An 11,980-nucleotide genomic window follows, 5' to 3' on the forward strand; every position below is an offset into this window, starting at 1 on the left:
AAAACGTTGTTAAATAAGCATTTCATTTTTAATGCTTGACTGGTTATTTTTATTTTAACGAAAAGGGGAATTTTTATCAAATCTTTGATTTGCGTAGGCTCAATGAAGATTTGAAAGAGTCGTCGATCCCCGGGGATTTTTGCCCGATTGGGGGTCGACGACTCTTTTTTATTTCCGTTTAAAACAGATTTCAAAGTTTGACTGCCGACAATGAAATCCATGTTGTATCAACCATTTTACCTGACCCATCTGTTTTAATAAAGTAAACATCCGGCTCATTCCCTTCTCATCCAATTGAAGGAAGAGTGAGACCATATTTAACATTTCATTCAGGAAAATTGGTTTAGGTCTATTCGATCGGTTCCTATGACCTAAAATAAGAACATGATCTGAAAAATGATTGGTGATTTTTTCTGTTTGAGGTGTTTCTCTTTGTACTCCAGCGGGCTTAAATACCCAAGTGTTCCATGGATTCTAATATATTAAACCAATGAACATAATCATCTCATTTCAGTTTCAATTGGTCTAAATTTCCGAAATATCTACCCTTAACAAATTCTGTTTTGACAATTTTAAAGGTTGCTTCAGCTACTGCGTTGTCATAGGGACAACCCTTCATGCTTAACGACCGATTAATCTAAAAAGTATCTAGAGCTTCATCAATTGTCTTTTTCTTGAATTCATTGCCTCTGTCTATGTGGAATAATTGAATTTGCCGTAAATCTGCTTTCACGGGTGATCAAGATTCGATGCGTAAATATGAAGAATACACCTCATCAATTATGGAGTAATTTTTTTCAATTTTTGTGGGTGCTTTTTATTGAAAGTTAGATTTATTGTTTTCACCCACAAATATAAAACCCCTCCAACGCTTGAGCGTCAAGGGGTTTCGGGATTAATATTGAGTGATGTATTGTTCGCGCTCCCATGGGTGCACTTGAGTGCGGAACATATCCCATTCGATCTCTTTTGCTTCGACGAAATGTTCGAATAAATGGGATCCTAAAGCACTGACAATGACTTCGTTTTGTTTTAAGTTTTCAAGTGCCTCATATAATGTTGCTGGAAGGTCGACAATACCGTTTTCGATGCGTTCTTCTTTTGTCATCACATAAATGTTGCGATCTACTGGTTTTGGCGGAGTTAATTTGTTTTTAATGCCATCGAGACCAGCTTTCAAGAGTACAGCCATGGCAAGGTATGGGTTTGCAGATGGGTCAACGCTGCGCACTTCAATACGAGTGCTCATGCCGCGAGATGCAGGAATCCGGATTAACGGGCTTCTGTTGCGGCCGGACCATGCAACATAGCAAGGAGCTTCGTAGCCAGGCACTAAACGTTTGTAAGAGTTGACAGTTGGGTTTGTCACAGCTGTAAAGCTTGTTGCATGTTTGATGACACCTGCAATGAATTGTAAAGCTGTTTCGCTTAATCCATCTTCTGTATTTGGATCGTAGAATGCATTTTCACCATTGCGGAATAAAGAAAGGTTGCAGTGCATACCTGAACCGTTGACGCCGAACAATGGTTTTGGCATGAATGTTGCGTGCAAGCCGTGTTTACGGGCAATGGTTTTCACAACAAGCTTAAATGTTTGAATGTCATCACAAGCTTTGATGGCATCTGCATATTTAAAGTCAATTTCATGCTGACCAGGTGCTACTTCGTGGTGGGAAGCTTCGATTTCAAATCCCATTTCCTCAAGCTCCAACACAATGTCGCGGCGGCAGTTCTCGCCTAAATCAGTCGGCGCAAGGTCAAAATATCCGCCATTATCATTCAATTCTAATGTTGGTTCACCCTTTTCATCCAGTTTGAATAAGAAAAATTCCGGCTCAGCACCTAAATTAAATGCTGTAAATCCGAGCTCTTCCATTTCCTTCAGCACTCGTTTTAAGTTGTTGCGCGGATCTCCTTCAAAAGGCGTTCCATCAGGATTATAAATATCGCAAATTAAGCGGGCAACTTTCCCTTTTTCCGCTGTCCATGGGAAAATGACAAACGTATCTAAATCAGGATACAGATACATATCAGATTCCTCAATGCGGACAAATCCTTCAATAGATGATCCGTCAAACATCATTTTGTTATCCAACGCTTTTTCTAATTGGGAAACAGGGATTTCAACGTTTTTAATCGTTCCCAAAATGTCAGTGAACTGCAGGCGGATAAATTTTACGTTTTCTTCTTGGACTAAACGAATAATATCTTCTTTTGTGTACTTTGGCATATTATTTCTCCTCTCATATATAAAAAATAAATTTATATAGCGATATTATCAATGAAAGAACCGTGAAAGGTCTCCTTGTCTTAATGTTGCACGGTTCATTCTTCCAGCATGGAGAAGTTCTTCCTTTAATAGTTTGCGAAGTTCGGCATCAGATAAATCTGATTTTTCTTTTGCCAATGAAGATCTTTCGAAAGTTTGTCTTTCTTGTTCGTTTTCTTTATACGCAAATATTTGCTTAATACCTGCCATATTGACACCCTGCTCAATCAACGATTTAATTTCAAGCAATCTATCGACATCATTGAAGGAAAATAACCGGCGATTGCCTTCCGTTCTCGCAGGGGAAATAAGACCATGTTCTTCATAATATCTTATTTGTCTGGCAGATAGTTCCGTCAGCTGTTTTACGATGCTGATTGGAAACAACGGCATGGAACGGCGGTCTTGATCATTCATGCTCTTTTAGCCCCTCCTTCCTTTTGCTTATCTACATTATAGATGAATGTAAGATATCATGTCAATATAATGTCATAAAATTTAACATGGTTTTTTATACAAGGAAAACTTTATCGTTTGACAGTCCATTTAACGAATCGAGAATTGGCAAATATGATCGGAACGTCCCTAGAAACCGTAAGCAGAACGCTGAACCAGATGAAATGTTTTTTTATAGTTCGACTAATCGTTTTTCTATTAATTCATTGACGGCATGGAAAATAGCGATTTTGACATGTTCAAACGTCAAGCCTCCCTGCACATATGCCACATATGGAGGACGAATCGGTCCATCCGCTGAAAGCTCGATGCTGGAGCCTTGGACAAAAGTCCCGGCCGCCATGATGACTTGATCGCTATAACCCGGCATTTCATTTGGAACCGGTGTTACATGCGAGTTTATGGGCGATGCAGATTGAATCGCTTGGCAAAACGCAATCATCATATCTGCATTATCAAACTGAACGGACTGAACTAGATCTGATCTTTTCTCATTCCAGCTAGGATTGACTCGCAACCCGATTTCTTCCAGCATTGCAGCGGTAAAAATCGCTCCTTTTAGCGCTTGTCCAACAACATGCGGAGCGAGAAAAATACCTTGAAACATCTCATGAAGACTGTAAAGCATTGCACCGGCTTCCCTTCCGATACCTGGCGAAGTGAGCCGGTACGCGCAAGCTTCCACGAGCTCTTCTTTTCCAACGATGTATCCTCCCGTTTTCACAAGCCCTCCTCCAGGATTTTTTATAAGAGAGCCTGCAATAAGATCAGCACCTGCATGTCCCGGCTCCTGATCTTCGGTAAACTCACCGTAGCAATTATCGACAAAAACAACAATTTTTTCATTGATTGATTTGATGAAAGAAACCATTTCCTTAATTTCCTGAATGGAAAATGACGGTCTGACATCATATCCTCTAGAACGCTGAATTCCGATCATTTTTGTTTTATCACTGATTGCCGCTTTTACTCGGTCAAAATCAACTCGTCCTTCAGGAGTCAGATCAATTGTTTGATAAGAAATGCCAAATTCTTTTAAAGAGCCTGTCCCCTTTCCGCGGATACCGACAATTTCTTCAAGCGTATCATACGGCTTTCCGGTAATATAGATAAGTTCATCGCCGGGCCTTAATACGCCGAAGAGAGCCGTTGAAATGGCGTGTGTACCAGAAATGATTTGCGGCCGGACAAGTCCTTTTTCACATCCAAAAATATCAGCATAAACATCTTCCAATGTATCCCTGCCGATATCATCATATCCGTATCCTGTTGAGGGAATAAAGTGGGAATCGCTCACCCGATGCTTTTGAAAGCTTCTGAGCACACGAAGCTGATTTACTTCCACTACTTTGTCAATTTCTTCGTGAAATGGTTTTATTTTTTTTTCTACTTTTTGAGCTATGTCCATAATTTTTTTTCCATGTGTAAAATATTGAAACATCTGTAAAACCCTTTCTACTTATTCTTCATAATTTGATCATATACTGGATGGTCGCGAAACACTAGACCAGAAACGATATAGTGCTGATTTTGTTCGTCAAATTGCAAGGTTGAAACGAGCGTATTTGCTTTTAACAACGATAGACGTTTCCCATCACCTGTTGGAACGGAGACAACGTAAGGATGCATTTTTTTCTTTAATTTTTCTTCAATAGCTGTTTTTAACCGTTCTATATCTTCGTCGCAAAAAGCAGAAATGACAATATAGTCTTCCTTTAAAGAAGGAAAGAAATGCTCTAGTTGTTGATCTTTTTTATTGTACACTGTTAAAACAGGCAATCCGTCCGTTCCTAATTCTTTTAATAATTCATTCACAGTGTTTTCATGCTGAATATAGTCAGGATGAGAGCTGTCGACGATATGTAAAAGCAAATCTGCTTCCTTTATTTCTTCTAACGTAGAGCGAAAAGCAGCGATAAGGCTTGTTGGCAGCTGCTGGATAAAGCCGACAGTATCAGTCATGAGCACCTTCATGCCGGATGGGAGAAACATTTTCCTTGTCATAGGATCCAATGTGGCAAACACCATATCCTCCTGAAATGAATCAGCAGCTGTCAGCTTATTGAACAGCGTTGACTTTCCTGCGTTGGTATAGCCAACAAGAGCGATTTGAGTTTGATGATTTCTCTTTCTTTGCGAACGATAACGCTCGCGATGGGAAACAATATGGGACAGCTGTTGTTTTATATCGTGAATGCGATTTCGGATGTGCCTTTGATCCGTTTCAAGCTTCGTTTCTCCCGGACCTCTTGTCCCGATTCCTCCTCCTTGCCGAGATAGATTCAATCCATGTCCCGAAAGTCTCGGCAGCAAATATTCAAGCTGTGCCAGCTCAACTTGAAGTTTCCCTTCTCTTGACTTCGCCCTTTTTGAAAAAATATCCAAAATTAGCTGAGTCCGATCGATCACTTTTACCTCTAACAGACGAGCTAAATTTCGCAGCTGGCTGGGCGACAGCTCATTATTGAAAATAACGGTATTTGCCTCTGTCGTTTCGATAAGCTGTTTAATCTCATCAACTTTTCCTTTTCCAATATATGTAGATGGTTCGGCCCTCAGTCGATTTTGTGTGCAAACAGCTGCGACTTGGCCGCCCGCAGCAGCCGTGAGCGATTTCAGCTCTTCCATTAAATAAAAAAACTGTTCTTCATCGGTTTCCATGAACTTGACGCCAACGAGAATCACCTGTTCTTTCTCTTCCACTCGTCTTCTTCCTCCAATTATGCTGCAAATTTATAAGCTATGCGTTATGAATTAAACCTTCGATAAACGGTTCAATGGTAAGGTTATCAAAATTAAATCATCTTTAGTGCACTTTAAGACAAAAGAAACGTATTGAATTCAAAAGTAAGATGATCAAACTCAATTCATCTTCAGCACATTTCAAAACAAAACGTACAGAGTTCAAATTCAAATCATCTTCAGCACACTTCAACACTAGAAACGTTTCTAAGTTCAAAATTAGGATACAAACTCCAATCATTCTTTAGCGCACTTCAAGACAATAACGTACTCTGTTCAAAGGTAGGATCATTTAGCACATTTCAACTTTAGAAACATTATTAAGTTCAAAGGTAGGATGATCAAACTCAATTCATCTTCAGCACATTTCAAAACAAAACGTACTGAGTTCAAATTCAAATCAGCTTCAGCACACTTCAACACTAGAAACGTTTCTAAGTTCAAAATTAGGATACAAACTCCAATCATCCTTAGCGCACTTCAAGACTAGAAACGTTGCTAAGTTCAATGTTAGGACACAACTAAATCATCTTCAGTATGCTTTAAAAACAGAAACGTATGAGTCAAAATAAAGATTATCAAACTTAAATCATCAACGCACTTCAACACTAGAAAAACTTATTGAGTCAACGTTAAGAGTATCAAATTCTAATCGTTTCAGCCAATTAAAATGGCTGCCGTCATTCTTTTCTAAACTATGTGAGAAAAATAAACGAATTTGTGTAAATTATGTGCAGCAATGAAACAGGAGCTTTCTTCAAAGCCCATTTAAATAAAGATTTATCAATCAATTTTTTTCAATAATCAAGTAAAGCAGCCTAGGGGCTGCTTATACGTTTAATATTAAATCTTCTTCTTTTACAAGAAGCAAATCTTCCTTGCCAAACTTATCAGAAAGCAGGAGCCTCATTGCCTGTGCCCGTATAGATTTTTCGATAATGTTGCGAACATATCTTCCATTTGAAAAGTTCGTTGGGTGAGTCGCATATTTCACTTTTAGCAAATGCTCTTTCAATTTGCATTCAGCTTCATGGCTAAATCGATACTCTTTGTCCTTCATCATTAATTTTGCTATTTCCATCAGCTCATCGACTGAATAGTCCGGGAAATCAACTACGATCGGAAAACGGGATTCGAGTCCGGGATTTAAAGATAAAAAACGATCCATTTCCCTTGGATATCCGGCTAAAATTAACACAAAATCATGCTGTCTGTCTTCCATATGTTTGACAAGGGTGTCAATTGCTTCTTTTCCGAAATCTTTTTCTCCTCCGCGGGCTAAACTGTATGCTTCATCAATAAAAAGAATTCCACCAAGTGATTTTTTGATCAAATCGCGCGTTTTTTGTGCTGTATGGCCGATATATTCACCTACTAAATCAGCCCGCTCCGCTTCAATTAAGTGCCCTTTCGATAAAACATTCATTTGGAAAAAAAGCTTTCCAATCAATCGCGCGATCGTTGTTTTTCCCGTTCCGGGATTCCCTTTAAACAGCATATGAAGCGCTTGCCTTCCGGTTTTTAACCCCTGTTCTTCTCTTTTTTTATTCACAAAAATCCATGCATATATTTCCTTTAATAATCTTTTCACTTCTTCCATTCCAACTAATGCGCCCATCTCCTGTTCAATCTCTTTTAATACACTGTGTTCGACAGCCGCTTTGGAAATGGAAAGATCATATGTCGCGATTTTTTCCTTTTTACCTTCAAGTTCAGTTTTGCTTTGTCCTAAGACAATATTCATTTGGCCGTTATTTTTGAAGGTGACCGCTCGCTCCACAGGCTTCACCTCATTTTTATATTTATCTTCTAAATTACATCTACTTTGTTTAAAGGAACATGTCATGGAAAAAGGTTGTTATTATTAACCCATGGTGCTAGTTGAGCGTCAACGCTCAACTAGCCCAAGAACAACGAGCGAATAGGCCAATAAAATGGCATCAAGCGCCGTTTCAAATCCAGAGATCGAATTGGCGCGAATTTTCGTGATCCGAAATGAATCCACTAAAACCGAGAACGCGGTTTCGACGATTTTGCGTTTTCGTTTCATCCATTGTTTCCATTCTTTTGATTGCACCACACGTTGATTTTTTCGGGCAGGCGTCCAAAAAGCGATCTTGTATTCATCGTACAGCTTCTTTTGCAGGGCTTGGCTCACATATCCTTTGTCGCCAAGTGTATACGGATGAGGAAGTTGAGTCATCACTGTTTCCGCAGCTGTCCGATCGTGGCAGGATGCCTCGGTCAGGACATATCCCATCGGAAGCGCTTGGTCGGTAATCTGAAGATGAAGCTTAAACCCATAGTAAACCATCTTTTTGGATGCACAATACCCAATATCTGCGATTCCTTGAAATCGTTTGACGCGATACATTCGTGCGTGGTGGCAGAGTTCAATGGGTAAGCTGTCCACTACCGCATAAGCGTGATGTTGTCCACGTTTGGCGAGTTGGTGACGAATCCATTTGATCGCCCAACGCAAAGAACGGCATCGACGGTTGTATCGAGAGCGCTCTAGGAACTTTTCCTTGGTGAACAGGTTTCCAATGACAAATCGATGCCAAGCCCGTTCCGAAGTAAAACCCAGCAATTTTCCAAGAACGTGAATGGCGATGATAACCTCATCCTCTTGCTTCAACAAATGACGATTTCGACGTTGCAAATACATCTGAATACAAGACAGTTGTGCTGATACAACGAATAAGATCGCGGTATATTGCTTTTGAATTTTTGCTTGGTTTATTGTAAAATGAAAGTGCTCTTGCATGGAACTTCTCCTTTTGAATGTTTGTTCGCACTTTCATTTTAAAGGAGATCCTCATGCAAGGGCTGTTTTTATGTCTCGAGATTTTATCTAGCACCACGGGTTATTATTAATATTTATGCTGAAAGCCAAGTAGTACAAACCTTCTTTTCATCTATGTCTTAATAAAAACTAAGCAGTATTTTTCTGAAGCCTGGGTGGCTTGCGGCCTGGACAAGTACAGATTCTAGGACAGGTCAGTTAAATATTAGCGAAGGGCAAAAATAACGACCATTCAAATTATCTGCGTTTAGCCGATAATTAGGAAAACATGGATTGAAGATAGAAAAATACCTGACATATCGGAACCGCTGCCACGAAACCCTTCCTTCTCATGAAAAAACCGGAGATCATCTCCGGTTTTTTCGTCATGCTTCAATGTCAATTTGTACATTTCTTTGCGGTGCAAATGTTGAGATCGCATGCTTGTAAATGAGCTGCTGTTTGCCCTCTGATTCGATGAGGACCGTAAAATTATCAAATGCTTTTACTTGTCCTCTAATTTGGAAACCGTTTAATAAAAACACGGTCACGTAAGTGCCATCTTTTCGTAACTGATTTAACACTTGATCTTGAATGTTTATCGGTTGCTTCATCATTCGTCCTCCTCATATCCTCTATATTTATTATTTCTTCTCAGAAAGAAGCTTTCCTGCTATATAATGAAAAATTTCACTAACTTTTTCTTCCATCGAGACAGGCGGAGTCATATCAAACCATTTGACATTCATTTTGTTTCGAAACCATGTTAGTTGCCTTTTCGCATATCTTCTTGTGTTTTTTTTCAACGTTTCAATTGCTTCTGCAAGAGAAGCCTTGCCATCAAAAAAATCGTATAATTCTTTATATCCAATCGCCTGCGCAGATTGTACACCGCGAACTCCAGAATCATACAGCGATTTTGCTTCTTCAATCAAACCTTCCTCAATCATTTCGTCAACTCTTTTATCAATGCGTTGATACAATACATCGCGGTCCATCGTAAGGCCGATAATGGCGGTATGATAGCGCTCATTTGCTTCATGCGTCTTTATATGCTCGCTCATTTTTTTTCCTGTTTTATAGAAAATTTCTAAAGCACGGATGACTCTCCTAGCATTGTTTGGATGAATTCGTTCCGCACTGTCAGGGTCGATTTCCTGTAAACGCTCGTGTAATGCTAAATTCCCATGCTCATGCAAAAAATTTTCCAGTTCTTTTCTTATTTCAGGGTCAGATTGAATATCGGAAAATTGGTAATCATCATATAGAACCGCTTGAATGTACAAGCCTGTTCCCCCAACAATCATCGGCATTTTTCCGCGCTTTGTTATCGAGGCAATTGCTTTTCTCGCAAGCTCTTGAAACTCGGCAACGGAGAATTCTTCCGAGGGATTCTTTAAATCAATTAAATGATGGGGGATTCCTTCCATTTCATGCTCTTTTATCTTTGCTGTTCCGATATCCATTCCTTTATAAATCTGCATGGAATCGCCGCTGATAATTTCGCCGTTTAATTTTTTGGCTAATTCAATGCTTAGTTTCGTCTTTCCGACAGCAGTTGGGCCAATTAAAACAACAAGTCTATCCTTTTCTTCTTCCATATTGACCACACTTTCAAAAAATACTCACTGTTTCATCGTATCATGATTTTTAAGAAAACACCAATGTATTATACCCTTTTTCATCATAGAGTATACTCTTTTCAATTGATTTCATATTCTCTTTATACTGCTCTAATCCGAAAAAAACAACTTTTGTCCAATCATTGCCCTTATCTCCATTTACCTCATAACTTGACAACGATCTTTTACATGCAGCAGAAAACTATTACATAACCCTCTTAAACATTTTTTCGAGCTCATAGGTGGAAAAATGAATGATGATCGGCCGGCCATGAGGGCAAGTAAATGGATCTGACGCTTTTCTTAGCGATTCTATCAACGCGAATATTTCTTCATTGTTTAAATATTGATTCGCTTTAATTGATCCTTTGCAGCTCATCATGATGGCTGCATCTTCTCTAAGCTTGTGGATATCCGTCTTTTTTTCATTAAGCACCTGCTGGATCAGCTCTTCAATAATTTCTTTTTCTTCACCTTGCGGGAACCATGTTGGATGAGATCGAATGATATAGGTGTTCGGTCCAAAATTCTCCAAAAACACTCCGACCTCAGCCAGCTCTTCTTTATGCTCTTCGATCACCATGACTTCATCAGAGGAAAAGCTCAGTGTAAGGGGAACAAGCATTTCCTGCACTTCGCTCGCCACTTCCCCAACTTTTTCGCGAAAATATTCATATTTGATTCTTTCTTGGGCAGCATGCTGATCGATTATATATAATCCTTTTTCATTTTGCGCCAAAATGTAAGTGCCGTGCATCTGTCCAATTGGATACATTGGAGGAACTCGGCTTTCATCCAACGTACTATTGTCCGAAACCTTCTCTTCATGTTCTTCGTTGTTATTTGGCAAATACTCTTGTACTTCAGCTTCTCCATCGACAACTGGAGGTTCAGCTATTTTTTCAGAGGAAAAGGATTGTTGCTGTTCTTCATCCGCTCCTCTATGATCAATCGCATACAAATCATCTTCGTTCCATTGATTGTCAGCCGTTTTTGGTTGAAACGTCCATTCTGGATCCTGTTTTTCCTCTTTGATCAGATGTTCAAATTGGATCTCCTGCTGCACGTTTACCGGGTGCTCTTTTTTCTTTTTGACTGTATCAGAGGTTGGGATAAGCTCTTTTTTCTTAAATGCATCCTGGATGCCTTTTGCGATGACTTCAAATAATTCCGCTTCTTTGCTGATTCTGACCTCCAGTTTGGCAGGATGAACATTTACGTCCACTAAGATCGGATCCATTTCAATATGAAGATAGACGACCGGAAAACGCCCTATAGGCAGGAGCGTATGGTACCCTTCTTCCACCGCCTTCGTAATGGAATGATTTTTAATAAATCTCCCGTTGATCATCGTAGAAATATAGTTTTTGGATGCTCTTGTCACTTCCGGCAACGATAAATAGCCGCGTATGTCAAAATCAAGCGAACGGAAATGGACTGGAAACATTTTTTTCGCAATGGGAACCCCGTAAATCGCTGCAAGAACTTGCCGTACATCTCCTTTGCCGTTCGTATATAGAAGCCGTCGGCCGTTATGCGTAAATTTAAACGATATGTTTGGATAGCTCAGCGCAAGACGATTGACTATGTCGGTTATTCTCCCAAGCTCCGTATTCAAGCTTTTCATATACTTCAATCGCGCCGGCGTATTGAAAAACAGGTTCGTGACCGTAATGTCCGTTCCTTTTCGACTTGATGCTGTCTCTTTTGCTGTTACCTTCCCGCCGATTAAAGTAATTTTCGTCCCGGGTTTATCCCCAGTGCTAGTTTTCATTTCCAGATGAGAAACGGCGGCAATCGAAGGCAGCGCTTCGCCCCGGAAGCCGAGAGTTCGGATGCGGAATAAATCCGCTTCATCTTTAATTTTGCTTGTTGCATGCCGCTTAAACGCCTTTTCGCAATCATCTGGCTCCATTCCGTCCCCATTGTCCACGACGCGAATTTTGCTCAAACCGCCTTCTTCCGCCTCAATTTCTATCACTGTGCTGTTTGCATCAATCGCATTTTCGACTAGTTCTTTCACAACAGAAGCCGGCCGCTCCACGACTTCCCCAGCGGCAATTTTGTTGGATAAACTAGCATCCATAAGGATGATTTTTCCCATCA

General features: G+C 39.9%; 9 protein-coding genes and 2 pseudogenes. 1 reads left to right on the forward strand and 10 read right to left on the reverse strand.

The features are described 5' to 3' along the window. Positions 1 to 371: 371 nt before the first annotated feature. The 3 genes and pseudogenes from NSU02_RS11230 to NSU02_RS11240 all read right to left on the reverse strand — a co-directional run. Positions 372 to 733, reverse strand: a pseudogene (locus NSU02_RS11230) (IS3 family transposase); the annotation flags it as partial. A gap of 162 nt (positions 734 to 895) precedes the next feature. Beyond that, positions 896 to 2,230, reverse strand: coding sequence for a type I glutamate--ammonia ligase (glnA, locus tag NSU02_RS11235; protein WP_063386744.1), 1,335 nt, complete (start codon positions 2,228 to 2,230; stop codon positions 896 to 898). Between the two features lie 48 nt (positions 2,231 to 2,278). Next, positions 2,279 to 2,686 carry a MerR family transcriptional regulator gene (locus NSU02_RS11240; protein WP_063386743.1) on the reverse strand — a complete coding sequence of 136 codons (408 nt, stop codon included), beginning with the start codon at positions 2,684 to 2,686 and terminating at the stop codon, positions 2,279 to 2,281. A gap of 99 nt (positions 2,687 to 2,785) precedes the next feature. Between NSU02_RS11240 and NSU02_RS11245 the strand changes: the two are divergent. After that, positions 2,786 to 2,890 (forward strand): annotated as a pseudogene (locus NSU02_RS11245) (helix-turn-helix domain-containing protein); the annotation flags it as partial. Between the two features lie 7 nt (positions 2,891 to 2,897). On the opposite strand, the gene NSU02_RS11250 reads toward NSU02_RS11245, so the two are convergent. The 7 genes from NSU02_RS11250 to mutL form a co-directional block, all read right to left on the reverse strand. Continuing rightward, positions 2,898 to 4,166 (reverse strand): methionine gamma-lyase family protein, encoded by a 1,269-nt coding sequence (locus NSU02_RS11250; RefSeq protein WP_063386742.1) that lies wholly within the window; start codon positions 4,164 to 4,166, stop codon positions 2,898 to 2,900. 14 nt (positions 4,167 to 4,180) lie between these two features. Further along, positions 4,181 to 5,386: a GTPase HflX gene (hflX, locus tag NSU02_RS11255; protein ID WP_063386752.1), complete on the reverse strand. Its 1,206-nt coding sequence runs from the start codon at positions 5,384 to 5,386 to the stop codon at positions 4,181 to 4,183. 910 nt (positions 5,387 to 6,296) lie between these two features. Next, the gene (gene spoVK / locus NSU02_RS11260; protein ID WP_261308695.1) at positions 6,297 to 7,211 is read right to left on the reverse strand and encodes a stage V sporulation protein K; all 915 of its coding nucleotides are present in this window, start codon (positions 7,209 to 7,211) and stop codon (positions 6,297 to 6,299) included. A 144-nt stretch (positions 7,212 to 7,355) separates the two neighbouring features. Further along, entirely contained in the window at positions 7,356 to 8,234 is an 879-nt protein-coding gene (locus tag NSU02_RS11265; protein WP_327848482.1) for an IS982 family transposase, read from the reverse strand. A gap of 404 nt (positions 8,235 to 8,638) precedes the next feature. Then, positions 8,639 to 8,866 (reverse strand): RNA chaperone Hfq, encoded by a 228-nt coding sequence (gene hfq / locus NSU02_RS11270; protein ID WP_066246428.1) that lies wholly within the window; start codon positions 8,864 to 8,866, stop codon positions 8,639 to 8,641. Positions 8,867 to 8,896: 30 nt separating this feature from the next. Next, a complete protein-coding gene (miaA, locus tag NSU02_RS11275; protein ID WP_339192922.1) occupies positions 8,897 to 9,853 on the reverse strand; it encodes a tRNA (adenosine(37)-N6)-dimethylallyltransferase MiaA in 957 nt (318 codons plus the stop codon). A 226-nt stretch (positions 9,854 to 10,079) separates the two neighbouring features. Further along, complete coding sequence (mutL, locus tag NSU02_RS11280) at positions 10,080 to 11,978, reverse strand: DNA mismatch repair endonuclease MutL (protein ID WP_339192923.1); 1,899 nt, start codon at positions 11,976 to 11,978, stop codon at positions 10,080 to 10,082. Between the last annotated feature and the right edge of the window lie 2 nt (positions 11,979 to 11,980).

This window comes from Aeribacillus sp. FSL W8-0870 (assembly GCF_037963755.1).
GTDB classification, from domain to species: Bacteria; Bacillota; Bacilli; order Bacillales; family Aeribacillaceae; genus Aeribacillus; species Aeribacillus composti.

Coding starts and splice junctions, on each gene's coding strand:
- glnA (WP_063386744.1), bottom strand. CDS start 2,230: ATGCCAAAGTACACAAAAGAAGATATTATTCGTTTAGTCCAAGAAGAA.
- NSU02_RS11240 (WP_063386743.1), bottom strand. CDS start 2,686: ATGAATGATCAAGACCGCCGTTCCATGCCGTTGTTTCCAATCAGCATC.
- NSU02_RS11250 (WP_063386742.1), bottom strand. CDS start 4,166: ATGTTTCAATATTTTACACATGGAAAAAAAATTATGGACATAGCTCAA.
- hflX (WP_063386752.1), bottom strand. CDS start 5,386: ATGGAAACCGATGAAGAACAGTTTTTTTATTTAATGGAAGAGCTGAAA.
- spoVK (WP_261308695.1), bottom strand. CDS start 7,211: ATGAATATTGTCTTAGGACAAAGCAAAACTGAACTTGAAGGTAAAAAG.
- NSU02_RS11265 (WP_327848482.1), bottom strand. CDS start 8,234: ATGCAAGAGCACTTTCATTTTACAATAAACCAAGCAAAAATTCAAAAG.
- hfq (WP_066246428.1), bottom strand. CDS start 8,866: ATGAAGCAACCGATAAACATTCAAGATCAAGTGTTAAATCAGTTACGA.
- miaA (WP_339192922.1), bottom strand. CDS start 9,853: ATGGAAGAAGAAAAGGATAGACTTGTTGTTTTAATTGGCCCAACTGCT.
- mutL (WP_339192923.1), bottom strand. CDS start 11,978: ATGGGAAAAATCATCCTTATGGATGCTAGTTTATCCAACAAAATTGCC.